Raw genomic sequence first — 26387 nt, 5'->3', positions numbered from 1 at the left:
GGCTCAGGAAAAACAACAACGTTAATCGGATTAACTAAAGTATTAATAGGTCGTGCGGAAGCGGATGGGGAAGAACCGATTCCGGTTTTACTGAATTTATTAGCCTGGAAAAATTCCGAACAAACTCTCGTAGATTGGATTTTAGAACAACTTTATCTGAAGTATGGAATTGCTATTTCTCTAGGCGAAAATTGGATGCAGCAACTTAAAATTTTACCCTTATTGGATGGGTTAGATGAACTTGCAATCCCAAAACAGGTTCAATGTATTCAACAAATTAATCAACTGTTAAATGGAGAGATTGCACCGTTACATTTAGTGATTTGTGCAAATGTTATTAGTTATCAAAAACTTCCTGAACGCTTACAACTCAATGGGGCGATTTTTTTACGTCCTTTAACAACGCAACAAATACAGGATTATCTGATTAACTCTCGAAGTCGAGAACTTTGGCATAATATTGACGGGGATGAATCTTTATTAAAGTTAGCGAAAGTTCCGTTATATTTAACGATGATGACGTTAGCTTATGAAGAAATTTTAATCATGTCTTGGAAACACCTTCATTCTTTTGAGGAACAACGTCACTATTTATTTAATGCTTATATTCGCCGTCAACTGAATCAGGATATTTATAAATCAGAATATTCCCCAAAAGTAGCACCGAAATCTGAGGATTTTAGACGGTGGTTAGGATGGTTAGCAACTCATCTTAAAGCCGATGAATTAATCGAATTTTCGGTTAAAAAGATTCCTATCCATTGGTTAAACGATGGAGAACAAAAGCAACGTTATAAATTGACTTTAAAGATCATTTTAGGTTTAATCTGGCTGCTCATTCTGCTGATCATCTTAACAGGAGTTATTTTAAGTCAAACTCCACTATTAATCATGGGAATGGGTCTAGGATTATTGTTTGCAATTTTATTAGAAAAGTCAGGTTTAAAGGAAAAAATAGAACAGTTTGCTATCCGATGGGTTTTGTGGAAAGATGGGAATATTCCTTGGAATTATCAACGGTTTTTAAAAGATTGTAGTCGTAAATTATTATTACAGAGGACAGGCGATCGCTATCGTTTTATTCATCGTTTATTACAAGAACATTTTGCTCATAAAATTTAAGTGTTAAACTAGAATAAATGACAGAGGTTAGCCAGGGTTTCAAAAAATTTGTTATAAATTAAGATATCAATTGAGAACTGAGGAGATATCGTTAACTTAAACTATGTCAGCAAAAGATATCTTTCATGCTGTTGTTCGTTTAGCACTGGAAAAAGAAGGGTGGACGATTACTCATGATCCCTTGTATCTCAAAGTAGATGAAGATAAACTGTACCTAGATTTAGGTGCTGAGAATAACTTATTAGCAGCCGAGAGGTATGGACAGAAAATCGCCGTTGAAATTAAAAGCTTCTTGGGTCTTTCTTTGATTAATGATTTTCATCAAGCCATCGGTCAAGCTTGGAACTATAAAGTTGTCTTAGAAGAACAAGAACCTAATAGAATTCTTTATCTAGCTATTCCTGAAGATATTTATGAAGAGTTTTTCACTCGCCGTTTAGCTCAAATGTCAGTCACCCGAATGCAATTAAACTTACTTGTATTTAATCCCATTAGACAGGAGATTGTAACATGGAAATAGAAAAATATAGAACAATTATTCAATCAATTATTAACCAATATTCTAACTCAGATCTTGACGATCAGGAAGTGGAGACTCAAATTGCTTTCGATCTCGAACAGGATCGCTATCTAATGTTTCATGTGGGATGGCGGGGAGAAAGACGAGTGTTTGGATGTGTGATTTATATCGAGATTAAGGATGAAAAAATTTGGATTCAACGAGATGGAACGGAAGGAGGAATCGCGAATGAATTAATTGCAGCCGGAGTTCCTAAATCTGATATCGTGTTAGGATACAGGTCGCCTTATATGCGTCAGTTTACCGAATTGACGGTGAGTTAGTTCCTAAATTCTGATTACAAAAAACAGGCGATCGCTATCGTTTTACTCATCGTTTATTACAGGAACATTTTGCTCATAAAATTTAAACAGAAAACCATTCAATATTCAATAATTGCTCAAGGGTTTAAGGACATTCTAAAGGAAAATTAACCAAATTTTGAGTTTTAATTTTCACAAATCCTAACGCATCTTGATAAATAGAATCTAATTCTGATTCTAAATAATTACGGAGGTTTGTTGTAATTTTTCGTCTCAACTGAACTCTAAAAGTATAAATTTCTTCTTTCCAGTGAACAGAATTATATTCAGCTTCACTTGTCCAATATTGCAACAATAATAGATAACGAATGATCTGTTCTAAAAGGCTGGCTACCGCGTTTTTCTTTTCTGTTCCTAACTCTTCTAATTCCTCAATTAAATTGTCTATATCTAAATCTCAAAATTGGTTATTTCTAATCAATTTAACAGTTTCTTCTAACCATTGCGCATCATCAATTTCATAAAGCTGTTTTAAATCCGTAATCATTAATGACTCACCTCCTGATTCATTAATCTTCCCGGCTCTTCTGTTTTCCCCCTGGAATAATTCCTCGCCGTTGGGGTTCTGTTTGAGAACGTCGAATAAACTGACGCAAATGTTCAATCGAAGGATTATCGGGTAATAAATCTAACTGTTCTAATCCCTGAGTAAAGGAATAATCCGAGCGATATAATAGACGAAATGCCTTTTTCAATAAACCAAATTCTTCTGAGGTAAATCCTGCGCGTTTTAACCCCACTAAATTGAGCGATCGCACCCGTGAAGGATTGCCTTCAACTAACATAAACGGAGGCACATCTCGATCAATCCGAGTCATCCCTCCAATCATGGCTAATTGTCCGATATGCACAAATTGATGAACCCCTAAAACGCCGCTTAATCGTGCTTTGGATTCAATATAAACATGACCTGCTAAAGCAACAGAATTGGCAATCACCACCTGATCTTCAATGACACAATTATGAGCGACATGAACATAGGCCATTAATAAATTTTGATTGCCAATAATGGTTGCTTCTCCAGCATTTGTTGCCCGATTAATCGTGACATATTCCCGAATTAAATTATCATCCCCAATTTTAACCAAACTTAAAGACCCATCATATTTCAGATCTTGAGGTTCAGAACCAATGACCGCACCCGGAAAAATTTGATTGCGTGCGCCGATTTCCGTGCGTCCATTAATCACAACATGGGAACAAATCACGGTATCAGAACCGACCTTAACGTGCTCCCCAATGACAGCATAAGCACCAACTTGAACCGTTGGATGGAGTTGTGCACCAGGATGAATGACAGCAGTGGGGTGAATTAAGGTCGTCATAGGAAATTAAAATGAGTTAAAACCTAATAAGCAATAAGGGTTCAGTCTACAAGAGAGAACATTAGTTCTCCTTCACAGGCCAGTTTACCATCGACTTCAGCGCGAGCTTGCATTTTACCAAAACGGCGTTGTTTCACAGTCAATAATTCTGCGGTCATAATTAATTGATCCCCAGGAACAACGGGACGACGGAAACGGCATTTATCAATTCCTGCAAATAAAAATAGACTGCCTTTGAGATCAGGAAGTTGCTTTAAAACCACGCCTCCGACCTGCGCCATCGCCTCCACAATTAACACTCCCGGCATGATCGGACGCCCAGGGAAGTGACCTTGAAAATGGGGCTCATTAATGGTGACATTTTTTAAGCCAACGGCTTTTTGACCAGGGATATATTCAATAATGCGATCCACCAACGCAAAGGGATAGCGATGGGGTAATAAATTTTGAATGTCTTCAATCATGAATACGGTTTGAGTTGTTTGACCGTTCAACGCCGTATCTGTATCCGATGAATTTAATGTAACGTCAGATCTCGTCATCATCAACCGTCATAATAAGGTTCACTGGGGGAAAGGGGGTCAAGGACTGAGAAGACACAACCTTGATTCAACTTTAGGGTTCTGGTGAACATTCAACCGTCAACTTCTGATCTTGATGAATTTCCTGAACCAGTTGAACATGAAGATGATGTCCTGCTTTGTATGCCACGTAATGAGCTTGAGGGATAACACCCAATAAACTCAAATCCCCTACTAAGTCTAAAATTTTATGACGCACGGGTTCATTTGCATATCTCAAGGGTGGATTTAACCATCCTGAGTGTCCACAGACAATGGCATTATCGAGACTCCCGCCTTTAATCAGTCCCGCTTGGCGCAACTGTTCCACCTGTTCTTCTAGGGTAAAGGTTCGAGCCGGAGCAATTTCTGTGGCAAAAATTTCAGGGTTAGCGGTGTAACTATACCATTGATTGCCAATGGCGGGAACGGAAAAATCAATTCCATAGGTAAATCGTGTTTCCGATGCAGGGAACGCCGCCACAAAGCCATCTCCTTGTTGAACGGATATGGGACGGGTAATTTTAAAAGGGTTGAATTTTTGAGATTGACCTTCGAGGGTTTGACGACCCACAGTTGCGATCGCTTCTACCCAAGGTTGAGCCGAACCATCTAATAAGGGAACTTCGGGGCCATCAATTTCGATACGCGCGTGATCAATTCCCATTCCCGTTAATGCCGCTAACAAATGTTCAACGGTTCTAATGGTTGCGTTTGAAATGCCTAATTCGGTGGATAAAGTGGTGGATAATACCGATTTTAATTGTGCAGGAATAATCGGAGTTTCGGGTAAATCAACGCGCACGAAATAGCGTCCTTCTCGCAGGTTTTCAGGTAAAACTCGAACCGTCGTCATCACTCCTGTATGTAATCCCACACCGGAACAAGTAAACGCTTCTTTTAAGGTATATTCGCTGTTGATAATCAAGGTTTAATGCTCCTTTATTTCTACCGTTTGTGTGTTTTATTTTTGCATATTTTAGGAATTATAGTTTTCGATATTTAGAAATCAAAATAATAGGAAATTAAGAATGACGAATTTCTGATTTTTTGATCAATGACAATAACAATCAGATCTAACCTAAAATGATGAACCCAATATTTTAAATTTTTCCGATAAAAAAGTTTAGTTAAAATCCGATATCGAGCGTGTCTTCAGACCAGAGAGTGTCAATCTGAATTCCTCCTAGAGAATCTATTAAAAGCAAAATTCCCCCTCTATGTTGATATGTTAGAGGGGGAAACGGTGATGGTCAAGAGAAATCAGTGAGCCTTTAAGAATTAGGTGTCATAAACGCGAGCTTCAGCCGCATCGGGGTTTTCATCACAATATAAATCAAAGGCTGTTTTTTCCAAACGTTCTGATTTTTGGTGAGCAGATTCGGCTTGCAATTCTTCCACAATATCCCAAGCCACTCGACATTCTTTTGAGGTCGCTCCTTTTTCTGAACAAATCGTTCTAGCTTCTTCAATAGCTTGTTGAATGCGTTCTGCTAACAAAAGGCTCTTAGGATTTTCAACAAAATCACCTTTACTGAGAATATCAGTAACAGAAATAACCCCAAGCAATTTATCGTGAATCACTGGAGCGCGACGAATTCCGGTTTGAGCAAAGAGTCTGGCGACATATTCCACACCCAGGTCAGGATTAACCACAATGCAGGGTTTGGTCATAATGTCACAAACCCGGATGGTTGTGGGATCTTTCCCGTAAGCTGTGACTTTGTAAACAATATCAGTCTCAGTAATAATCCCAAAGGTATCCTGTTCGTAACGTCGATCAACGATCAATGCCCGTAAGCACAGATCATTCATCTGCTTAACGGCTTCTGCAACCGTGGCTGAACCTTTGATAGTTACGACTTCGGTAGTCATAATATCTTTAGCTTTGAGCATCATAGTAGCTGATCCACAAAAAACTCTATTCTTCTAGCTTGCCTCGAATTGGCAATAAAAAAAAGGATTGTTTTATTTTATTTAAAATGTTAAAGTATAAAGATTTAAGGCAATTAAAAATTAAAAGGGAGTTGTGACAGTTTAAGCCGGATGAAGGGTTCCATCAGGAAGGGTAGCACCCCCTAGATTAACATTTCTTAAATTAGCTCCTCGGAGATTTGCCCCTCGTAAACTGGCTCCAGAAAGGTTAGCTCCGTCTAAATTAGCACCAGATAAATCTGCCTTCCAAAGATAGGCATTGCGGAGGTTAGCTCCGCGTAAATCCGCATTGTTCAAGGTCGCTAAATTCAAGTTGGCTCCGATGAGGGTTGCCTGAGTTAAAATCCCATTGGATAAATCTGCCCGCATTAACACCGCTTCTGTCAAATTAGCTTGAATCAATTGGGCTTCCACTAAATTAGCATCTTGTAACTGGGCTTGCTGTAGATTAGCATCTTTGAGTTGAGTCTGGCTTAAGTTGGCAGCGATTAAATCCGCATTTTGTAAACAGATTCTCCTCATGAGTGCTTGGGAAAAATTAACTCCACTTAAACTAAACCCCTGAAGATCAACATCTAATAAATAGGCTCCACTGAGATTAATTCCGGTCATTTGAGATTCTTTGAGAATCGCCCCACTTAACCGAGCGCGACTTAAATTTGCCCAATTCAAATTAGCTTTGGTTAAATTGGCACTGCGTAAATTTACAGCATAGAGATTGGCGCCACATAAATTCACACCTTCCAAATTGGCAGCCCGAAGATTAACTCCTCGTAAAATCGCCCCACTGAGTTTAACTCCACTCATTTGAGCCTTAACTAAAAATGCGCCTTCTAGGTTGGCTTTGGTCAAATCAGCATTTTTTAATTCCCCTTTTCCCAACTTAACAAAACTTAAATTACTGGCATATAAAAACGCATTGGTCAAGTTAATTTCGTGGAGCAAAGCCCGCGTTAAATCCGCCCGGGCTAAAGTGGCCCCTGTTAGATTGGCCCCAACTAAATTCACCTGAGACAGACAAGCGCCAATCAAATTGACATTCGGGAAATCCCGTTCCCCAGCTAAATAACGATGCAACAGTTCCTGAGAATCGATCATGGACTGTACTGGCACAATATTCATCCCTTATTGATTAGGTAAAATCGCACCTCTGGTATCTGCGTCTCTTAAATTCGCTCGATCTAGTTTAGTATCGATCATAATTGCTTCAATCAGATTGACACTACTTAAATTTGACCAAGATAATTTGGTGCGGTAGAGTCTGGCACGGCTCATATTCGCCCCCCGTAAGGTTGTCCAAGTGACATTGGCTCCTCGGAGGTTCGCTTCGCTTAAATTCGCTTCACTTAAATCAGCCCCAATCATCGTAACTCGTGTTAAATCGGCTTCATGAAAGTTCGCTCCAATCATCATTCCCCCACTCAAAGTGGCATTAGTTAAGTTGGCTCCTTCCAATGTCGTTTCTCGCATAATCACATTGGTTAGGTTAGCTCCCTCTAAAATGGCTCCGGTGAGATTGGCTTTCATCAAATTGGTTCGGACTAATGTGGCATGGGTTAAATTGGCCCCGACAAAATTCGCTTGGCTAAAATTGGCTTCTGTGAGGTTGGCTTCTGTGAGGTTGGCTTGAGTTAAGGTGACATTTTTAGAAGAAGATCCCCGCAAACTTGCCCCGGTTAAGTTACTACGGTTGAACTTTGTATCACTCAAATAGCTGCCAATTAAGTTCGCATCACTCAAGTTGGCATCGGTGAAGTCCACACTGATAAACTTGGTTTCTCGAAAATTCACCCCAGTTAAGTTCGCTCCAATCAAGGATGTATTTTCCAAAGTCGCCCTAGCAATAATGGCTTCACTTAGGTCAATCCCACTTAAATCTATCCCCACTAAGGTCACGGCTCGAAACAACCGTTCTCCCTCTGTATAACGCTTTAATAATTCATTAACCTCCATATCATTTGCCTCACGAATAGTCCCGGTATAGGATGACACAATCAAAAAAATCCTCTCTCCATCATCCCAGATTACTTAAGTTTATGCAGGAACAATCTTTGGAAGTTTAGTGAGCGAGCGGGACTTTCTCTGGGTTCCGCTTAAATCGAGTCGGAATGCTTAAAATATTGTTATAAAAAAATCCCTTTTGACAGAAAAGCATTTCTGCCCCAAGTCAATGTTCCGACAACCCCACGATTTTTTCCACCCAGTCAGTCCACTAACCGATGGAAGACAGGCTCGACCTGATACCGAAGCCTTTCTCATTGCAATTCTTGAAGCGATACCTGACCCCCTATTTATTAAAGATCAACATCATCGTTGGATTACGGTCAATGATGCCTTTTGTGAATTAGTGGGTCAAGCCCGTGAGAATTTACTCGGAAAAACGGATTATGATTTTTTGCCAAAATCCCAAGCTGATCGATTTTGGCAACAAGATGAATTAGCATTTCAACAGGGAAAGACTGAACAGGAAGAAGAATTAACCAATACTCAGGGTCTAACCCATATTCTGTTGACAAAAAAAACAGTCTTGACTCAAGTTGCCTTACAACAGTCGGCAGAATATCGGGAATTAGCAGCACGAGAAGCTCGTAAAAGTCAGGAATTACAAGAAACTTTACAACAATTACGACAAACCCAAACTAATCTAGTTCAAGCTGAAAAAATGTCTTCTTTAGGGCAAATGGTGGCAGGAGTTGCCCATGAAATTAATAATCCGGTCAGCTTTATTTATGGAAATGTTGAACATTGTCGGGATTATGTATCGGATTTATTAAGATTGGTTAAATTATATCAGAAATACTGTCCACAATCTCAACCGGAAATTGAGGAACTGATCCAAGAAATTGATTTAGACTTTATCATTGAGGATTTACCCCAACTATTGAATTCTATGCAAGTAGGTGCTGAACGAATCCGAGATATTGTTAAATGTCTGCGAACCTTTTCTCGCTTGGATGAAGCAGAAATGAAAGCCGTCAATTTACATGAAAATATTGATAGCACCCTTCGGATTTTAGAACACCGTTTAAAACCTCAACCCCATCATCCTCCAATTCAGATTATTCGAGATTATGGCAATTTACCCTTAGTGGAATGTTATGCAGGACAACTGAATCAAGTGTTTATGAATTTATTGGTTAATGCCATTGATGCCATTGAAGAAAAACAACATAGTCTCACCTTAGAAGACCGACAAAAAGCAAAAGATCATATTAATATAATCACTGGTATTGATAATAATCAAGTTAAAATCTGTATTACAGATACCGGATTAGGGATTAAAGAAGAGAATATTTCTCGAATTTTTGATCCTTTCTATACGACTAAACCCATTGGAAAAGGAACGGGAATGGGTTTAGCAATTAGCTATCAAATTGTTGTTGAAAAACATTGTGGAAAGTTATATTGCGATTCAAAATTAGGTTCAGGAACACAGTTTGTGATTGAAATTCCCATTGATCAACATCAAGAAACAACTTCAGGACGTTTCCAAACTTAAATTTGACGATTCTGTTTATTGGAATCAATAATCATTCTGATTAAGCTAACTAACTCTTGAAGTTGAAATCTACAATAAACTCTAAATCTTCTGGGCGATCAATATCTGAGAGTTGCGGTAACTGACTGACGGATAAATTTAGGGTTTCACAACAATTCAGGGTTTTTTGAAAAACTTCGGAAGTTCCCCAAGGAATATTTTCAAAAATATTAGGAATATAACGATTTAACCCAATTAAATAATATCCTCCATCTTTCGCGGGCCCTAAAACAATAGAATATTCTTGTAACGCTTTAAACCCTTGAGCTAATATATCAACAGTTAAAAAAGGACAATCAGTTCCAATCATAATAATCTGATTTTTTCCTTCATTAAATGCGATTTGAAACGCTTTTCTCATGCGATCGCCTAAATCACCAAAACATTGAGCATCATAAATTAAATCAAATCCTAACCAATGTTGCATAACATCTAAATTGCCTCCCGTAAACCGAATTTCAATCGATAAAGGTTCCAATTCTTGGAATTGTCTAGCTATCATTAAGGTTTTTTCTACCATTTGACGATGCAAATTTGCTGCTCCTTGTTCCCCTAAAACAGGAATTAATCGGGTTTTGGTTTTTCCGGGTTCAGGATAACGGGTAAAAATGATTAAATGTTTAGTCATGAATGATTTTTAAATGGTTTTAAAAATGGTAAAAAAGGTTCATTTTCGAGGGTTACTGGTTTTTTATTCTCCTAATCAATCGCTTTCGAGGATGAAGTTTGTAAAATTCCAATTAAGGATTTAAGAAAACTAACGAGAGGAACAGCAACAATTAACCCTAAAAATCCCGCTATTCTAGCGCCAATTAACAAGGAAAGTAAAATTAAAACTGGGTTTAATCCGGTAAATCTTCCTAATAACCGAGGTGCGATTCCATTTTCTACAATTTGATCAACAATAATGGCTGTTATTAAAACTTGTACTCCTAACCAAATACTATTTAAAGCGACTAAAAAGCAAACTAAACTAATCGCTAAACTTGCGCCAAAGGGAAAGAAAGCCATAACTCCAATTACAATTCCAAATAATAACCCAAAGGGAACCTGAATTATTAGGAATGCTAAGGTCATAAATACACCCAAAAGTCCAGCAACGGAGGCTTGACCGATCAAATAGTTTTTAAAATTTTTCTTTAAAGCAGTGCGAATGGGAACTCTAATTCTACTGGGAAATAATTTATAGAAATCATCCCAAAGTTCTTCTCCGTGTAATAATAGATAAAATGTCATAGCGCCAATAATCACCACATCTAAGACTCGACCAAAAACCGTGAAAATTCCTCCAATGACATCTGCTCCTAAACTTTGAACTTGATTGGATAATCGTTCTAAAAGTTGAACAGTAACGCCACCGAGATTAACCGGAATATTCCGACTAATTGCCCAAGTTTCAAAGGTTTTAATTTGTTCAGTTGCTGATTTAATCCAACTGGGAAGACCTTCAATTAAGGTATTAAATTGTTGAATGATAATCGGAAATAAGGTAATCCCTAATATTCCTACAATGATCAAGGTAATCAATAATACAGCTAAAATTGCAACGGTTCGTTTCAATTGATATCGTTGCAGGATTTGGACTGGATAATCTAGGAGAAAAGACAGTAAAGTTGCCGTTATAAAAACATTAATAATGGGCTTAAAGTATTCTAGCGTTAGTAATAAAAGCCAACCATTTAAGACCAAGGTTGGAATCACTAAGGCAATCAATAGTAATCTGAGCCACTCAGGTTTAGAATTCATTTTATTCTTCAATCAATTCAAAAATTCAGGATTTAGGGTCAATCAATCCTTGCTGCTGATCAATTTATGAATCAATTATAGTGCGTGGATCTGATTTTAATGTTTTAATTTTTCTTAAATTTTTTAAAATTTAAGTCCAGCTTTTATTGATGAGGGAGGTTAATTCCAACTCTGTTCCTTGGAAGAATTTTTAAGCAGATGACTTGCGGATTAGAACAAGATTTCGTATTCTGTAGGATACCTAAATCATGTAGTTTTTGGTTTGACCTCAGTTAATTCTTTGAAGCATCTATGTTTAGACTTTCTCAAATTAATCGTTTTCTCGTGGGTAAACCGTTACCCACTAGCTCCTATACCCATGAACGACTCACCAATTTTGCCGCTTTAGCTATTTTAGCTTCCGATGCTTTATCTTCTGTCGCTTATGCAACGGAGGAAATTTTATTAATTTTAGTTGCTGCTGGAAGTAATGCTTTAGGACTATCTTTACCCATTGCAAGTGGGATTATTTTATTGTTGTTTGTGATTACCTTATCCTATCGTCAAACGATTCGCGCCTATCCTCAAGGAGGAAGTGCTTATTTAGTAGCAAAGGAAAACCTTGGTTTACACGCGGGATTAGTCGCGGCGGCTTCTTTATTAATTGATTATGTTCTGACAGTAACGGTGAGTATTTCTGCCGGAATTGCGGCACTAACCTCAGCGATTCCATTCCTTGAGGATTACACGATTGAACTATGTTTAATTGCGGTGATGTTGTTAATGGTGGCGAATTTACGAGGAGTCAAAGAAGCGGGACGGATTTTTATGATTCCCACCTATAGTTTTATTATTAGTGTATTTATATTAATTGGTTTGGGCTTGTATAAATACGCAACGGGTCAGGTTGTTGCTACAATTCCGACAATTCCAGTTGCCCAACCCTTAAGTTTATTCGTGATTTTACGTGCATTTGCGGCAGGATGTACAGCCTTAACTGGGGTTGAAGCTATTTCTGATGGGGTGTTAGTTTTTAAACCGCCGGAATGGAAAAATGCTCGTACCACATTATTGTGGATGGGGGGAATTTTGGGGTTAATGTTTATTGGCATTACCTATTTAACCCAAGCTTATCATATCATTCCAGAAGAAGGACAAACGACCGTTTCTTTACTCGCAAGAGAAATTTTTGGCAATAATTTTTTCTACTATTTTCTTCAATTAGCAACCTTATTTATTCTGTTATTAGCCGCGAATACCAGTTATGCTGATTTCCCCCGATTATCTTATTTAGTTTCACAAGATGGATTTTTACCCCGTCAGTTATCTCTATTAGGAGATCGTTTGGTTTATGCCAATGGAATTCGTTTATTAAGTTTATGCGCAGCGATTTTAATTATTATTTTTAAAGGACAAGTCAGTGCGTTAATTCCCCTGTATGCTGTGGGTGTTTTTACCTCTTTTACCTTGTCTCAATCAGGAATGGTGATTCATTGGTTTAAAAATCAATCATCAGGATGGCAACAAAGTGCAGTGATGAATGGTTTAGGGGCGTTAACAACGGCAATTGTTTTAGGAGTCATTATTGCCACTAAATTTCTCTTAGGAGCTTGGTTAGTAGTCTTAACTATTCCTTTATTAGTGATTTTATTTTTAAATATTCATGATCACTATCAAAGTTTAGCTAAACATTTTCGAGATGAAGAACTTTCTCCCTATCGCTGTCCTTTACCTTCTCCAGATACAACCATTAAACATTCAGCAGTTGTGTTAGTCGGATATCCCAACCGAGGAACATTAGAAGCCTTAGATTATGCTCGTTTAGTTGCTCAAGAAATTGTCGCCATTCATGTTGATATTGGCACCACCAATCAAGCCGCATTGCGACGCCGATGGGAAGATTTAGAAATTCATGTTCCTTTAATTATTTTGGATTCTCCTTATCGTTCAGTTGTTCAACCTATTCTTAAGTTTGTAAGTGAATTTGAAGCCCAACGTCCTAACAGTTTCTCAACGGTTATTATTCCTACCATTGTCACCCGTTATTGGTGGGAAGAACTGTTACATAACCAAACCGCTTTATTCATTCGTCAAGCTTTGCGAAGTAATCAATGCCGAATTGTGACGACTGTGCGATACTATGTTTAATAAGTTGAAATTCTTCTATCAAACCATTTCACAGACTACGATTCCCTGTTCTCTGTTCCCTGTTGCCTAGCACGTAACACTATAGATAGTTTTTGATCAATTTTTTCTTAAATGAATTCATCACTCTCACTCCTATGTCCCAATTTTTAGATTGGCTTCCTGATAGCCCTATTGTGGCTTTTACGATTTTATTATTAGTTTCCTTGGCCATTCCTCCTTGGTTTGAACGGTTACGATTACCCGGATTAGTTGGGTTATTAATTGCAGGTGTTGTTTTAGGGCCGAATGGATTACAGTTACTTGACCCCAGTTCTGAAACGATGAAATTGTTTTCAGATATTGGTAAAGTTTATTTACTCTTTGTAGCAGGATTAGAAATTGATTTAGAGCAATTTCATAAAAACAAACATCGTTCTTTAGGTTTTGGATTATCCACGTTTCTTGTCCCTTTAATGGTCGGAATGTTCCTGGGGTTTGCTTTTGGTTTTGGCCCAAATGCTGCAATTTTAATCGGTTCAATTTTATCCTCCCATACGCCCATCGGTTATCCGATTATTCAACGCTTAGGATTAGTGGAAGCGGAATCTGTTGTCGTCACGATTGGGGCGACGGTTTTTACAGATATTAGTGCTTTATTTGTCTTAGCAATTTGTGTTTCGATTCATGCGGGTGAGTTTTCGGTTTATGGATTAATTTGGCAATTGTCCTTATTAGCAATTTATTCAGCGATTGTTTTATTAGGATTTAGTCGCTTAGGAAAGATTTATTTCCGAAGAACTGGAGATGATGAAAGTAATCAATTTTTATTTGTACTCCTGGTGTTATTTGTGGCTTCTGTGGGGGCACAAATTATTAAAGTTGATATGATTGTGGGAGCATTTTTAGCCGGATTAGCAATTAATGAGGTGGTAGGCAATAGCCCGGTTAAAGAAAAAGTGGAATTTTTGGGAAGTGTATTGTTTATTCCTTTTTTCTTTGTGGCGATGGGTTTATTATTAAATATTCCAGTATTTATTGCTACTTTAATTAATAGTTTTGAATTAACCTTAGCGATTGTATTAGGATTAATTGGCAGTAAATTTATAGCGGCTTGGATTGCTAAAAAACTCTATCGTTATAACTGGAATGAAACGATGGTAATGTGGTCATTATCCCTTCCGCAAGTGGCAGCAACCTTAGCCGCAACCTTAGTCGGTTTACAAGTTGGATTATTGACGGAAGCGGTGTTTAATAGCGTGATTGTGATGATGGTTGTTACCTCTACATTAGGGCCATTATTAACCCAACGATTTGCCCCTAAATTACGCTTAATTACGCCTTTGTTAGACACTCCTGAACCGTTATTATGGTGGGAAAATCGACCTGAATTTTCTCTCCCTGAATTGAATCCGCCCTTTCGGATTGTGGTTCCGGTTTATAACCCTAAAACCGAACGTTATTTAATGGAAATGGCAGCTTTAATTGCTCGTCATGAATCGGGGGGAATTATCCCTTTATCCGTTGCCACTCAAGCCCAAATTCATCTGGATGAACCCGAGTTACAATTAGCCTTAAGGAATAGTCGAATTTTACTGAATCAAGCGTTAAAAGTTGGGCAGGAATTTAATATTGAAACCAAGCCAGAATTAAGGATTGATAATGATGTAGCAACCGGAATTATTCGCACTGCTTGCGAACAAAATGCCAGTTTAATTATTATGGGCTGGAGTCAGAATACCCGTCTGCGGGCACGACTCTTTGGAACGGTTATTGATAGTGTGTTTTGGTCTAGCCATTGTCCGGTAGCGGTGATGAAATTATTACAAGAACCCATTGCGATTAAAACAATTTTAATTCCTGTTAAAACTTTAACAGTACAAACCATTCGCACGGTTCGTTTTGCTCAACTTTTAGCCGATACGAATCAAGCTCAAATTACCGTATTGCACGTTTGCCCCTCTCAAGCTCAACCTGAACAAATTGCTTTGATTCACAGGGAAATTGATCACGTTCTACATCGTACAGGCCCTCAAGTTCAATCGGATATTAAAATCATTGCTTCTGATGAAGTTTCCTCAGTAATTCTATCAGAAACACAACAAGTTGATTTAATTATATTACGCTCACAACGTCGCCGCACTGCTGGAGGGTTGGAAGTTAGCAGCGTCACCAGTGAAGTGATTCATCAACTCCCCTGTTCAATGATTTTGTTTGGGGAACCTCACTCTTAAGTCAGAGCTTCTTCCTCGAATTCAGGAGTAATGACGAGGACAAAACTGCTTTAATTTTTGACTGCATAATTGATAGTGCAACAAAAAACTGTATTGTCTAATACAGACAATCTTTAATAATCTATCAGAAATTGTTAACACTTTCGTTAAAAATCAGCCACCTAAGAGCGATTTTGTCGAGTTGTTGAATGAACCCTAACTTCAGGTTAATAGCCTTGAGGATTAGGCTAGAACTTCATCAACTATCACGAGTGAAGAGTTTAGCATCAGCCTTTTCTCCAAGTTTGATTGGCACTATTACTTGGACAAACGTTGAACTCAAAACACAGAACCTGTAATTGATTCTGTAACCCCTTGGGTCTCACTCACTAAAATTGTGCGATTTATTTCGTTTACTGACATCAACTCATCCATCCAACACGATGTTTATTTTGAAAAGACCTCACGACCCAGGAAAACGGCGACTCAAAAATACGAGTCGTTTCACCGCTAAAATTAATGCTCTCATCCTCAAACTACAGCATTCGCGATGGCTGTCTCCGAGTTGGTTAGCCTGTATCCCGTTAACAGCGATTATCGTTGGAGTCTGGAGTTTAGCGGCTGTTGCTCAAGAAGATGCACCCCCCCTGACTCCAGAAATAGTCCAAGGTTATTTAAACATTGCGTGGGTTTTAATCGCTTCAATTTTGGTGATTTTTATGAACGCGGGTTTCTGTATGTTAGAAACCGGCTTCTGTCGCCCGAAAAATGCCGTTAACGTTTTAGCTAAAAACTTAATTGTCTTCGCCTTAGCCACCCTGATTTTCTGGGCTTTTGGATTTTCCTTTATGTTTGGCGGGGAAAACCCCTTCATTGGTGGAGGCGGTTATTTCCTCACCGGACAGTCAGAAACCTATGGTTTAAGCCCCTTCCCCGAAGGATTACCCGTTTCGTTGTATTTTCTGTTCCAAGTTGCCTTCGCAGGAACCGCCGCAACGATTGTATCTGGGGCTGTGGCTGAACGCATTGAATTTATTGCCTTTTTGCTTTTTAGTGTACTTCTGGTTGGGATTGCTTACCCGATTACAGGTCACTGGATTTGGGATGCTTCAGGTTGGTTAGCCCTAGCGGGATTTAAAGATTTTGCCGGGTCAACGGCCGTTCACTCCGTTGGCGGTTGGGCAGCCTTAATGGGGGCAGCATTCCTTGGCCCCCGTTTAGGGAAATATGGCCCCGATGGCCAACCTCGTGCTATTCCGGGTCATAACATGAGTATTGCGACCTTGGGCTGTTTAATTCTGTGGGTCTGCTGGTTTGGATTTAACCCGGGTTCTACCTTAGCCGCCAACCAACAAATCCCCTATATTGCTGTCACCACTAACTTAGCGGCTGCGGCTGGAGGAATTACAGCCACTGGTACATCTTGGTTTAAGGATGGTAAACCCGATTTATCCATGATTATTAACGGGATTTTAGCGGGTTTAGTGGCGATTACTGCAAGCTGTGATTCCGTTAGCTATCTCAGTGCTGTGATTATTGGTGGCTTGGCTGGAGTGATTGTGGTCTATTCTGTGGGTTTCTTTGACCGCATGAAAATTGATGACCCCGTTGGTGCAACCTCGGTTCACTTAGTTTGTGGCGTTTTTGGAACCTTAGCAGCAGGTATTTTTGGCGGTGCTAATTTAATGATACAAATTCTCGGTATTCTCTCCATTGGCGGGTTTACCGTTGTTCTGAGTACAATTTTCTGGTTAGCTCTCAAAGCCACCGTAGGCTTACGGGTTCATCCTGAACAAGAATTTGAAGGTTTGGATATCGCCGAACACGGGATGGAAGCCTACGCCGGATTCCTCAAAGATGACGTTGGCCCCGGTCTAGGCAGTTCTGGCTCTAGCTTCCCCAGCAAAGGAGGCAGCGTCAGTAGTCGTTATTAAGTGAAAGGGAACAGGGAATTACGAATTACGAATTACGAATTACGAATGGGCAATAGGGAATAGGGAATAGAAATTTCTTCCCCTACTCCCCCTACCTCCCCTACCTCCCCTGCTCCTCTTCTCCCCTTGCTCCCCCTGCTCCTCTTCTCCCCCAAGCCGGGGTATTTTTTTGCCCATTTCAGGAAAAGGGATGTTAAATGTTAAATGGACAGATTAGGTTGAGTCAGTCTTGTTTAAACCGTATTGGAATCCCATCTTTATTCGTTCTAAAACCATTCCCTATTGGGCTTGGATATCTTTAATCAGCAATGGGTTACTGTTCTTGCTTCTAATTGGATTGATTGTGTATAGACAATCCGGGTTCAAGAGAATGGTTCAGGCTAATTCGTTAAAATCAACATCGGAACCAACTTTGGTAAATTCAGAAGGAATTCCTCGCCATCGCTTGACATATGAACAATGGGTTGAACAATTAAAGCGGGAAGCCAATGCCGTTGCGGCCAATTCACCGGAACATTTAAGTATTTTAGTCGGAGATTCCTTAAGTTTATGGTTTCCGGCTGAACTTTTACCCAGAGAACAAACTTGGTTAAATCAAGGGATTTCTGGAGAAGTATCTACCGGATTATTAAAGCGAATTAAGTTATTTGATATTACTCAACCTGACCAGATTTTTGTCATGATAGGCATTAATGATTTAATTCGGGGAGTAGACGATACGACATTATTAAATAATTATCGAGAAATTATCCGAGATTTACGTTGGGTGCATCCTGATACTGAAATTATTGTTCAATCTATCCTTCCCCATAGTGATAAATATTCTAATTGGGAAGGACGTGACCGTTTATTAAAAATTTCCAATGAACGCATCCGCAATCTCAATCAAGAGTTAAAATTAATAGCGGAAGAAGAAGGCGCTGATTTCTTGGATTTACATCCGTTATTTACTGATGCAGATGGCAATTTACAACCGGAGTTAAGCACAGATGGTTTACATTTAAACGACAAGGGTTATTTAGTTTGGAGTTCTGCCTTAAAACTGTATAACGAAATAATTTTAGACTCATCTTCTAACCCTTAAAATTATGAATCATCTTAAAGTTATTATTATTGGTGCAGGCATTGGAGGATTAACGGCAGGTTTAACCCTACGACGTGCCGGATATGCCGTTGAAATTTATGAAAAAACCAACGAAATTCGCCCCGCAGGTGCCGGAATTTCAGTCTGGTCAAATGGGGTTAAAGTTCTCAATAGTTTGGGATTAGGAGATGAAATTGCTAAAATTGGTGGGCAGATGGATGTGATGGAATATCGCAGTCATCACAATGAATTATTCAATCGAATTTCTTTACATCCGGTGATAGAAACCGTTGGACAAAGACCTTATCCAGTGTCTCGAACGGAATTACAATCTTTACTGTTAAAAACCTTTAATACGGATACGGAAACGGTTAAACTCAATGCTCAATGTATCGGAGTAGAACAAGATGAACATCGAGTCACGGCTTATTTTGCTGATGGATATCAAACCAGTGGAGATGTGTTAATTGCAGCAGATGGTGTTCATTCTAAATTACGGGATTATGTTGTCGGTCGTCCGGTGGAATTGCGTTATGCCGGTTATGTTAATTGGAATGGTTTAGTTGACATTCATGAAGATTTAGGGAATAAAAATAATTGGGTCATTTATGTTGGGGAAGGGAAACGCGCCTCAATGATGCCCATTGGCAATCATCGGTTTTATTATTTCTTTGGTTGTCCCATGCCCCAAGGAACTGTTGTTAAACCTCAATATCGTCAACAGGAATTAAAACATCTTTTTACTGGATGGCCGTTTGCCGTTCAACGTTTAATTGAACGTCTCAATCCTGATGAATCCAACCGTTTAGAAATCCATGATTTAGACCCTTTAGAAACGATAGTTAAAGGTCGTGTAGCATTATTAGGAGATGCGGCTCATGCTACCACCCCAACTTTAGGACAAGGGGGTTGTCAAGCGATGGAAGATGCTGAAATTATATCCCGATTTTTATTAACCACCAATTTAGGGGTAGAATATGCTTTAAAACGATATGAAGCTGAACGGAAAGAACGCACCTCAACGCTGGTTTTAAAAGCTCGAAAACGGGCTGATATGATTTATGGAAAAGACCCTGATATTACTCAAAAATGGTATGAACAACTCAAACACGAAACAGAACGGGATGTTACCGATGCTTTATGTAAAACCATTCTAGGGGGGCCATTTCACTAAACGATTAAAAAACCAAGTTTCTGCAATCATCTCGTTAAAAAGCTAGAAATCTCAATTAGAAACCCGGTTTCTGTAATAATCTTGTTTAAAAGCTAGAAATCTGAATAAGAAACCGGGTTTCTGCAATAATCTTGTTTAAAAGTCAGAAATCTGAATAAGAAACCCGGTTTCTGCAATAATCTCGTTAAAAAGCAAAAAATCTGAATAAGAAACCGGGTTTCTGAGGCTTAATTTTAACCTTTTAATTCTTATCCTATGGTTGCTAAACTGACAACTCATGTATTAGATACAGCCAACGGTCGCCCTGCGGTTAATTTAAAGATTGAATTATGGAAAATTTATTTAGAAACCGGAGAAAGAATTCAATTAAAAACAGTATTCACAAATACAGACGGCAGAACCGATGATCCTTTATTAACAGAAACAGAATTACAAGCTGGAATTTATGAATTAGTCTTCGCGGTGGGAGACTATTTTAAAACTCAATATCCATCCCTCCCTCAACCGTTATTTTTAGATGAAATTCCGATTCGATTTGGCATTGCTGACCCCACCGCAGCTTATCATGTTCCGTTATTAGTTTCTCCCTGGTCTTATAGTACCTATCGCGGTAGTTAAACATTATGAACCGTTATTCTTTATCCGCCTTAAACCAAATGAATCAAGGGGAATTTATCGCAGCATTAGGAGCTATTTTTGAAGAGTCTCCCTGGGTCGCTGAAAAAGCTTGGTTCAAACAACCTTTTGTCAATCTTGAATTATTATATCACACAATGGTTGATATTGTAAAAAATAGTTCTTCAGAACAACAGTTAACCTTAATTTGTGCTCATCCCGACTTAGGAAGTAAAGCAAAAATGGCAGAAGCATCCGTTCAGGAACAAGCCGGAGTTGGGTTAGATTGTTTAACACCTTCTGAATATGAACAATTTCACCAATTCAATCAAAATTATAAAGCTAAATTTGGTTTTCCCTTTATTATTGCTGTCAAAAATCATACAAAAGCGAGTATTTTAAAAAGTTTTGAACAACGGTTAAATTATTCCCTAGAAACTGAAAAAACAACTGCTTTAGAAGAAATTTATAAAATTGCTCAATTTAGACTTTATCAACAAGTTTATGAAGGTTAAAAAATTACAAAAATCGTCGGGGCGAGGTTTTCTCGCCTTGAAACCCAGATATGTACCCATGTTTTTTAGAAATTAAAATTGTACCCTTAGCCTTTTTCTCCCATATTTCTATAGGTTTGTTCTAATAGTTTTGGAGTAATTTGTTGTTTTCCGTGATAGTGAAACCGACGATTTAAACACCCGATAGTTTTGACATAGGAAGACAGAGTATTAATATCATGGGTAATCATGACAATGGTTATATGTTCATTTAATTTTAACAATAATTCATAAATACTGTTGCACATTTTCGGGTCAACGTTAGCGGTGGGTTCATCGAGGAGTAAAATTTGCGGTTCACTCGCTAACGCTCTCGCAATATAAACTCGTTGTCGTTGTCCTCCCGATAATTCCCCGATGGGACGATTTCTTAACTCTAACATCTCGACTTTTTCTAAAGCTTGAAGCACAATTTCTTCATCTTTTTTTGTGTAAGGTTGGAATAAAGAACGCTTTCCTAACCGTCCCATTCTAACCACTTCATCCACTCGAATTGGAAAATTCCGATCAAATTCTAGCATTTGGGGCACATAACCTAAATAACGTCGTCCTTGCATCACAGAACGACCCATAATTTTAACCTCTCCTTTTAACGGTTTTAGTAATCCTAAAATGACTTTAATTAATGTGGTTTTTCCTCCCCCATTCGGGCCAATTAATCCTAAAAAATCTAATTCATGAACCGTTAAGTTAATGTCTTCTAAAATTGGTTCTTTTGGATCATAACCAGCCCAAACTTGATTTAAACGAATGACTTCGTTTTTGGGATAAGGATTAGAGGATAAAACTTGAGAGTTTTGCACGGATGTTAAGGTTAATTTAGGAATGGAAATCATGGCTAACTTTAAAAGAATTAAGGGTTTAAATTTTGAGATAAGGTTTCCGAAACTTTTAATAAATTATCAGACCAGTTTTCATCTAAATCACTAATCATCACAACTTTACCGCCGATTTCTTGGGCTATAGTTTCTGCCGAACGCGGACTAAATTCCGGTTGAGTAAAAATAATTTTAATATTCTCTTGTTTAGCCTCAGAAATTAAATCGGCTAATTCCGCAGCACTGGGTTCTTGTCCCCCAACTTCAATGGCTTGCTGTTCTAAGTTATAATCCTTCGCAAAATAACCCCATGCGGGATGAAACACCATAAATTTCCGATTTTTCAGGGGGGTTAATTTTTGGCTAATTTGTTGATCCAGTTGGTCAATTTCTGTGATAAATTGGTTTAAGTTCGCTTGATATTCAGCTTGGCGTTGAGGGTCAATTTTAACTAAGCCATTATAAATATTTTGAGCTTGAATTTTCACTAATTTAGGAGATAACCAAATATGAGGATCTAAAGTTTCTTCAACCCCATGAGTTTCTCCGTCTTCATGGTGATGTTCTAGCATTGGAATTCTCTCAATCCCTTGGCTTGAATCGACAATTAACATGGTTTGATTTGCCGCTTTAATTCGATCCATCCAAGCCGTTTCAAAAGCAACACCAACGGTAATATAAGCTTCCGCATTATTTAAAGCTTGTAATTGTTGAGGTTTGGGTTCATAACTATGTAAATCAACCCCTGGGGGAATCATAACATTCACTCGCACATTCTTACCCCCAATTTTCTCAACAAAATATTTTTGGGGCATAATACTAACGGTAAGATCGACCAAAGAGTTAGGGGTTTCTGTGGGGGTTTGTATTGGTGGTAAAGAGTTATTTTCCGCCGAATTTTTGGGTGTAGAAACCGTGTTACACCCACTGATTAAACTGAACCCCAATAATACAACCACCATTGGGGTATAAACCCGCAACCTCATATCGATGTCCTCAATGTACCTTCCTGTTGGGTTTGTCCAGAACTCAGAGCGAACTGAAACCCTGGGGATTTGACCTAACTATAATGATAATCGTTTTCAAAATTTTTGGGAAGAGGGTTGCCCCATCCCCAGGAGCAACCTGCATTCAAAAATCTTTAATCCACAATTTCGGGTCAAAGTTTATTCTAAGATCAGAAAAGTGTTCTTTATTGTCCTGTGATTCTTCTGTGATCAATCTACGTTCTAATTCCTTAGTTTCTGTGCGAAACTTTTTCCAGCACTATCCTGAAACGATAGCGGCGATAGTTTGCGCGATTTTGGTATTAATGGGTTGGGTGTGTTTACAACTGGGTTGGGTTGGGTTAGCCTTTTTGGTGTTACCCATTGCTTATGTAATTGGAGGCTATGAAAGCGCGAAAGACGGGTTAACAACCCTCCTAAAAGAAAAGCAATTTGATGTTGATTTATTAATGATTTTTGCGGCTTTAGGAGCCGCTTTTTTAGGAGTTTGGCAAACGGATTATTTCTTAATAATTGATGGGGGAATTTTAATTTTAATTTTTGCTATCAGTGGGGCGTTAGAAAGTATTGCAATGGAACAAACAGAACGCAATATCCATCAATTAATGGGATTAACACCCGACACCGCCACCGTAATTGCTCATCAACAACAACAAAAAATCCCGATTAATCAATTAAAAATTGGGGATATTATTGTAGTCAAGCCTGGGGAACGAATTCCAACCGATGCAATGATTATATCCGGCCATAGTAGTCTCAATCAAGCTCCGATTACGGGAGAATCGATTCCCGTTGATAAAACGATTGGAGATGAAGTCTTTGCTGGAACTTTAAATGGCAATGGAGTTCTACAATTAAAGGTGCATCAACCGCCTGAAAGTAGTTTAATTCAACGGGTGATTCAATTAGTAGAAAAAGCTCAAACGGATTCACCTCCTTCTCAACAATGGATGGAAAAATTTGAACGGAGTTATGCTAAAGTTATTATTATTGTAGGTTTAGCTTTAGGAACTTTACCACCTTTATTTCTCGGTTGGGATTGGGAAACCACGATTTATCGCGCCTTAATTTTTTTAGTCGTGGCTTCTCCTTGTGCGTTAATGGCTTCTATTATGCCTGCATTATTATCAGGAATTGCCACGGGAGCAAGACATGGTATTTTATTTAAAAATGGGGCACAATTAGAAAAAATTGGACGGATCAAAGCCATCGCTTTTGATAAAACTGGAACTTTAACAACGGGGAAATTAACGGTTGTTGATATTATTCCCATTCAAGGAATTTTAGAAACTGAATTATTACAGTTAGCAGTAGCCGTAGAATCCGTTTCAGAACATCCGATTGGACAGGCGATCGCTAAATTTGCTATACAAAAAAATATTCCCCGTATTACCGCTATTAATGTCGCCACTCAAATTGGAGAAGGAATTATAGGACAGGTCGATGAACAGCAAATTTTTATCGGAAAATTAGAGTGGATTCAACAACATCAAATTGAAGTCAATTCAGAGTTAATTGAAATTAGTGATCATTTAGAAACCGATGGTAAAACCGTCGTTTGGGTTGCTAAAAATCAACAAACTTTAGGGTTAATTGCAGTAGCCGATACGGTGCGTTCTGAGGCAAAAACCTTAATTAAACATTTGAAAAAGTTAGGGATTGAACAAGTGGTTATGCTCACTGGAGATCATCAAAGAACCGCCGATAGTGTAGCCAAACAGTTGAATATTGATTTAGTTTATGCTAATCTATTACCAGAGGATAAATTAACCATTGTTCAACAATTAAAAACCCGTTATCAAGGGGTGGCAATGGTGGGAGATGGGATTAATGATGCTCCGGCTTTAGCTTTAGCTGATGTGGGAATTGCGATGGGTGGGGCTGGTAATGATATCGCCTTAGAAACGGCTGATATTGTGTTAATGACCGATCAATTAGGGAAACTCTTAAAAGCGATTAAACTGGGTCGTCGGGCCAATCAGATTATTAAACAAAATATCGCCTTTGCCTTGTCATTTATGGTCTTGTTATTAATCTCTAACTTTTTCGGTTCAATTAATATGCCCATTGGGGTCATTGGACATGAAGGATCAACAGTATTAGTCACCTTAAGTGGTTTACGATTATTAAAAAGTTAGACCTTAAAACTCGGTTGCTGTTAGGGATTTTGTAAGTTAACGATTTGTTGAGAAAACCAGAAAGCCGCATTAAAATTATTGGTTTTTTCTAATTGTTCTAAGGTTAATTCAAGTAAAACAATCGGTAAACCGTTTAAAGCAACAGATGTGGTAATTTCTTGATATTTACCATTGTCTTGTAAGCGAAACGCGATCGCTCGTTTTCCGCGAATATCAATCACCCAATATTCAGGAATTCCTAACGCAGCATACAGTTGTTTTTTCTCATCTAAATCAATGGCTAAAGTGGTATCAGAAATTTCCCCTACTAAATCAGGAACTCGCCATTGATCTAAATTAATTCTTCGGGGTTCTCCCTCTTGCCATTTCGGAGAATTTTCACCAATATATAACACTTTATCCGGTGAAGCTGCCCTTTGGTTGGGTTTTTCAATCACACATCCTCCTAAAAGATCAACTAAGATTCCGGGTTGGCGGGCAAACCAAAACCCAAAAACTAAGGTTAATAATTCATTAAATCGGGCGTGATTAATTCCTTCATTTCCCATATCAATCCACAAAAATCCTTGATTAAACGTAATATTAATATTATCTAAATGACGATTATTAACATACCCTAAATAATCCTCCCAAGTAGCAGGTTGCCATTGAGGAATTTGAGTTGATTCAGGAATAGAAACTAGAGTGGTCATGGTTTCATCCTAACTTAGAAAGATTGTGATTTGATTGTTACCTTGAATTAGGAGTGGTGCTCCATCACAGCGCACCCACTACCCTACAGTACAGATTAGAATTTGAGTTCTTGTAATAGCCAAAAACCAGCGAAGGATTCAGAATTAGGATCAGATTGAACGGCTAAAAAATGGACATTTTTTGCCTTTTCTTTAGTCAGTTCAAAATTTTTAGCTTCCTGTTGGGTTTGAGCATTCGGTAAACTAGCTAAAATCCAGCTTTCACTTTCCCCCGTTTCTAATAATAAATTAGGACGAGAACCGTTATCAAACCGTAAATAAGCTAACTCTAATCCTGACATCCAACCCGCTAAAGGATTCGCCCTAGACGAGTAAATAATTAACCCAGGAATCAAGGTTTCCGGTGTTAAACCCACCATCGATAATCCGAAGGCTTCCCCAAAGCTAATATCCCATTGTGACAGATCAGAAAAAGCGCTGGCTTCTAAGGTTACAAACGCCCATTTATCCCCTTGTAACGCATCAGGAAGGGGTTGAGGTGGAGACGGGACAAACTGAACCGATGGGTTAGTTCCTTCTTGATAATTTTCCAAAGTTGGATAAACTGTTTCTATGCGTTCCTCTAACCATTGATAAAGGGCATAGGTACGCCGACTGGCATAGGCGGGAATGGCTAACTCTTTACAAGCTTTGGAAATCATATTCGCCATCGGACGGCGGAAAAAACGAATCCGAGACGGCGGTGTAGAGACTTCTGAGATGGCGGTTTCAATGGCCTGTTTTAACCAAACGGAGTTCACCTGGTTACTCGGACAAAACTGGGTGTAGCGAAACATCTTCTCAGCCCGGTCTTCAATATTGATGGGGGTTTCACAGATTAAGACTTCCCAAACTTTTTTTCCTTCTTCGTCCCGCAGGGGGCGACTATAAAAATCGAGTTCCCAAAT

Annotated in this window: 25 protein-coding genes; 12 read left to right on the top strand and 13 right to left on the bottom strand. The window is 38.6% G+C overall.

The features are described 5' to 3' along the window. The 3 genes from ACKPEB_RS03590 to ACKPEB_RS03580 form a co-directional block, all read left to right on the top strand. Positions 1–1122, top strand: a 1122-nt coding sequence (locus ACKPEB_RS03590; RefSeq protein ID WP_408963420.1) for an NACHT domain-containing protein, incomplete at its 5' end; no start/stop codon positions are given. A gap of 103 nt (positions 1123–1225) precedes the next feature. Further along, positions 1226–1642, top strand: coding sequence for a XisH family protein (locus ACKPEB_RS03585; protein ID WP_408963419.1), 417 nt, complete (start codon positions 1226–1228; stop codon positions 1640–1642). Beyond that, positions 1633–1965: a XisI protein gene (locus ACKPEB_RS03580; protein ID WP_408963418.1), complete on the top strand. Its 333-nt coding sequence runs from the start codon at positions 1633–1635 to the stop codon at positions 1963–1965. Before ACKPEB_RS03585 ends, ACKPEB_RS03580 begins: the two co-directional genes overlap by 10 nt. Before the next feature lie 124 nt (positions 1966–2089). On the opposite strand, the gene ACKPEB_RS03575 is transcribed toward ACKPEB_RS03580, so the two are convergent. The 7 genes from ACKPEB_RS03575 to ACKPEB_RS03545 form a co-directional block, all read right to left on the bottom strand. Continuing rightward, the gene (locus ACKPEB_RS03575; protein WP_408963422.1) at positions 2090–2392 is read right to left on the bottom strand and encodes a DUF29 domain-containing protein; all 303 of its coding nucleotides are present in this window, start codon (positions 2390–2392) and stop codon (positions 2090–2092) included. A 121-nt stretch (positions 2393–2513) separates the two neighbouring features. Then, positions 2514–3329 carry an acyl-ACP--UDP-N-acetylglucosamine O-acyltransferase gene (gene lpxA / locus ACKPEB_RS03570; protein ID WP_408963417.1) on the bottom strand — a complete coding sequence of 272 codons (816 nt, stop codon included), beginning with the start codon at positions 3327–3329 and terminating at the stop codon, positions 2514–2516. 41 nt (positions 3330–3370) lie between these two features. After that, entirely contained in the window at positions 3371–3874 is a 504-nt protein-coding gene (fabZ, locus tag ACKPEB_RS03565; RefSeq protein WP_408963416.1) for a 3-hydroxyacyl-ACP dehydratase FabZ, read from the bottom strand. Positions 3875–3944: 70 nt separating this feature from the next. Then, positions 3945–4817: a UDP-3-O-acyl-N-acetylglucosamine deacetylase gene (gene lpxC, locus ACKPEB_RS03560; RefSeq protein WP_408963415.1), complete on the bottom strand. Its 873-nt coding sequence runs from the start codon at positions 4815–4817 to the stop codon at positions 3945–3947. A 353-nt stretch (positions 4818–5170) separates the two neighbouring features. After that, on the bottom strand, positions 5171–5788 hold the full coding sequence (locus ACKPEB_RS03555; RefSeq protein WP_408963414.1) for a CP12 domain-containing protein: 618 nt from the start codon (positions 5786–5788) through the stop codon (positions 5171–5173). Positions 5789–5926: 138 nt separating this feature from the next. Next, positions 5927–6919, bottom strand: a complete 993-nt coding sequence (locus tag ACKPEB_RS03550; RefSeq protein ID WP_408963421.1) for a pentapeptide repeat-containing protein — start codon at positions 6917–6919, stop codon at positions 5927–5929. A gap of 30 nt (positions 6920–6949) precedes the next feature. Next, a complete protein-coding gene (locus ACKPEB_RS03545; protein WP_408963413.1) occupies positions 6950–7777 on the bottom strand; it encodes a pentapeptide repeat-containing protein in 828 nt (275 codons plus the stop codon). 217 nt (positions 7778–7994) lie between these two features. Between ACKPEB_RS03545 and ACKPEB_RS03540 the strand changes: the two genes are divergently transcribed. Further along, positions 7995–9323 carry an ATP-binding protein gene (locus ACKPEB_RS03540; RefSeq protein WP_408963412.1) on the top strand — a complete coding sequence of 443 codons (1329 nt, stop codon included), beginning with the start codon at positions 7995–7997 and terminating at the stop codon, positions 9321–9323. A gap of 49 nt (positions 9324–9372) precedes the next feature. On the opposite strand, the gene ACKPEB_RS03535 is transcribed toward ACKPEB_RS03540, so the two are convergent. Together ACKPEB_RS03535 and ACKPEB_RS03530 are read right to left on the bottom strand one after the other, a co-directional pair. Continuing rightward, positions 9373–9990 carry a TIGR04282 family arsenosugar biosynthesis glycosyltransferase gene (locus ACKPEB_RS03535; RefSeq protein ID WP_408963411.1) on the bottom strand — a complete coding sequence of 206 codons (618 nt, stop codon included), beginning with the start codon at positions 9988–9990 and terminating at the stop codon, positions 9373–9375. Positions 9991–10061: 71 nt separating this feature from the next. Then, positions 10062–11108 (bottom strand): AI-2E family transporter, encoded by a 1047-nt coding sequence (locus ACKPEB_RS03530; protein WP_408963410.1) that lies wholly within the window; start codon positions 11106–11108, stop codon positions 10062–10064. A 291-nt stretch (positions 11109–11399) separates the two neighbouring features. On the opposite strand from ACKPEB_RS03530, the gene ACKPEB_RS03525 reads away from it, so the two are divergent. From ACKPEB_RS03525 to uraD, 7 genes are all read left to right on the top strand, one after another. Then, positions 11400–13235, top strand: coding sequence for an APC family permease (locus tag ACKPEB_RS03525; RefSeq protein WP_408963409.1), 1836 nt, complete (start codon positions 11400–11402; stop codon positions 13233–13235). Between the two features lie 134 nt (positions 13236–13369). Beyond that, positions 13370–15445 (top strand): cation:proton antiporter, encoded by a 2076-nt coding sequence (locus tag ACKPEB_RS03520; protein WP_408963408.1) that lies wholly within the window; start codon positions 13370–13372, stop codon positions 15443–15445. Between the two features lie 422 nt (positions 15446–15867). Continuing rightward, positions 15868–17358 carry an ammonium transporter gene (locus ACKPEB_RS03515; RefSeq protein WP_408963407.1) on the top strand — a complete coding sequence of 497 codons (1491 nt, stop codon included), beginning with the start codon at positions 15868–15870 and terminating at the stop codon, positions 17356–17358. 412 nt (positions 17359–17770) lie between these two features. Continuing rightward, complete coding sequence (locus ACKPEB_RS03510) at positions 17771–18442, top strand: SGNH/GDSL hydrolase family protein (protein WP_408963406.1); 672 nt, start codon at positions 17771–17773, stop codon at positions 18440–18442. A 4-nt stretch (positions 18443–18446) separates the two neighbouring features. Beyond that, entirely contained in the window at positions 18447–19616 is a 1170-nt protein-coding gene (gene hpxO, locus ACKPEB_RS03505; protein WP_408963405.1) for an FAD-dependent urate hydroxylase HpxO, read from the top strand. A 255-nt stretch (positions 19617–19871) separates the two neighbouring features. Continuing rightward, positions 19872–20234 (top strand): hydroxyisourate hydrolase, encoded by a 363-nt coding sequence (uraH, locus tag ACKPEB_RS03500; protein WP_408963404.1) that lies wholly within the window; start codon positions 19872–19874, stop codon positions 20232–20234. A 5-nt stretch (positions 20235–20239) separates the two neighbouring features. Next, complete coding sequence (uraD, locus tag ACKPEB_RS03495) at positions 20240–20746, top strand: 2-oxo-4-hydroxy-4-carboxy-5-ureidoimidazoline decarboxylase (protein WP_408963403.1); 507 nt, start codon at positions 20240–20242, stop codon at positions 20744–20746. Between the two features lie 86 nt (positions 20747–20832). Here the strand turns inward: uraD and ACKPEB_RS03490 are convergent, their stop codons facing one another. Then, positions 20833–21621 (bottom strand): metal ABC transporter ATP-binding protein, encoded by a 789-nt coding sequence (locus tag ACKPEB_RS03490; RefSeq protein WP_408963402.1) that lies wholly within the window; start codon positions 21619–21621, stop codon positions 20833–20835. Positions 21622–21638: 17 nt separating this feature from the next. After that, positions 21639–22589 (bottom strand): metal ABC transporter solute-binding protein, Zn/Mn family, encoded by a 951-nt coding sequence (locus ACKPEB_RS03485; protein WP_408963401.1) that lies wholly within the window; start codon positions 22587–22589, stop codon positions 21639–21641. Between the two features lie 227 nt (positions 22590–22816). On the opposite strand from ACKPEB_RS03485, the gene ACKPEB_RS03480 reads away from it, so the two are divergent. Beyond that, positions 22817–24748 carry a heavy metal translocating P-type ATPase gene (locus tag ACKPEB_RS03480; protein WP_408963400.1) on the top strand — a complete coding sequence of 644 codons (1932 nt, stop codon included), beginning with the start codon at positions 22817–22819 and terminating at the stop codon, positions 24746–24748. A 20-nt stretch (positions 24749–24768) separates the two neighbouring features. On the opposite strand, the gene ACKPEB_RS03475 is transcribed toward ACKPEB_RS03480, so the two are convergent. Continuing rightward, positions 24769–25440, bottom strand: coding sequence for a Uma2 family endonuclease (locus ACKPEB_RS03475; protein WP_408963399.1), 672 nt, complete (start codon positions 25438–25440; stop codon positions 24769–24771). 95 nt (positions 25441–25535) lie between these two features. Further along, positions 25536–26387 (bottom strand): Tab2/Atab2 family RNA-binding protein (locus ACKPEB_RS03470; protein ID WP_408963398.1); only part of this gene is annotated, 852 nt, incomplete at its 5' end.

The sequence above is a fragment of the Planktothrix sp. genome (genome assembly GCF_046067725.1).
Taxonomy (GTDB): Bacteria; Cyanobacteriota; Cyanobacteriia; order Cyanobacteriales; family Microcoleaceae; genus Planktothrix.
Note: the sequence above shows the minus strand (reverse complement) of the source record. Positions and strands in the feature narration are given on the sequence as shown.

Excerpts from the sequence above, each read along its gene's own strand:
- ACKPEB_RS03545 (WP_408963413.1), bottom strand. The coding sequence starts at position 7,777 with ATGGAGGTTAATGAATTATTAAAGCGTTATACAGAGGGAGAACGGTTG.
- hpxO (WP_408963405.1), top strand. The coding sequence starts at position 18,447 with ATGAATCATCTTAAAGTTATTATTATTGGTGCAGGCATTGGAGGATTA.
- ACKPEB_RS03490 (WP_408963402.1), bottom strand. The coding sequence starts at position 21,621 with ATGATTTCCATTCCTAAATTAACCTTAACATCCGTGCAAAACTCTCAA.
- ACKPEB_RS03515 (WP_408963407.1), top strand. The coding sequence starts at position 15,868 with ATGTTTATTTTGAAAAGACCTCACGACCCAGGAAAACGGCGACTCAAA.
- fabZ (WP_408963416.1), bottom strand. The coding sequence starts at position 3,874 with ATGATGACGAGATCTGACGTTACATTAAATTCATCGGATACAGATACG.
- ACKPEB_RS03530 (WP_408963410.1), bottom strand. The coding sequence starts at position 11,108 with ATGAATTCTAAACCTGAGTGGCTCAGATTACTATTGATTGCCTTAGTG.
- ACKPEB_RS03525 (WP_408963409.1), top strand. The coding sequence starts at position 11,400 with ATGTTTAGACTTTCTCAAATTAATCGTTTTCTCGTGGGTAAACCGTTA.
- ACKPEB_RS03535 (WP_408963411.1), bottom strand. The coding sequence starts at position 9,990 with ATGACTAAACATTTAATCATTTTTACCCGTTATCCTGAACCCGGAAAA.
- lpxA (WP_408963417.1), bottom strand. The coding sequence starts at position 3,329 with ATGACGACCTTAATTCACCCCACTGCTGTCATTCATCCTGGTGCACAA.
- ACKPEB_RS03585 (WP_408963419.1), top strand. The coding sequence starts at position 1,226 with ATGTCAGCAAAAGATATCTTTCATGCTGTTGTTCGTTTAGCACTGGAA.
- ACKPEB_RS03540 (WP_408963412.1), top strand. The coding sequence starts at position 7,995 with ATGTTCCGACAACCCCACGATTTTTTCCACCCAGTCAGTCCACTAACC.
- ACKPEB_RS03555 (WP_408963414.1), bottom strand. The coding sequence starts at position 5,788 with ATGATGCTCAAAGCTAAAGATATTATGACTACCGAAGTCGTAACTATC.
- uraD (WP_408963403.1), top strand. The coding sequence starts at position 20,240 with ATGAACCGTTATTCTTTATCCGCCTTAAACCAAATGAATCAAGGGGAA.
- ACKPEB_RS03580 (WP_408963418.1), top strand. The coding sequence starts at position 1,633 with ATGGAAATAGAAAAATATAGAACAATTATTCAATCAATTATTAACCAA.
- uraH (WP_408963404.1), top strand. The coding sequence starts at position 19,872 with ATGGTTGCTAAACTGACAACTCATGTATTAGATACAGCCAACGGTCGC.
- ACKPEB_RS03475 (WP_408963399.1), bottom strand. The coding sequence starts at position 25,440 with ATGACCACTCTAGTTTCTATTCCTGAATCAACTCAAATTCCTCAATGG.
- ACKPEB_RS03520 (WP_408963408.1), top strand. The coding sequence starts at position 13,370 with ATGTCCCAATTTTTAGATTGGCTTCCTGATAGCCCTATTGTGGCTTTT.
- ACKPEB_RS03485 (WP_408963401.1), bottom strand. The coding sequence starts at position 22,589 with ATGAGGTTGCGGGTTTATACCCCAATGGTGGTTGTATTATTGGGGTTC.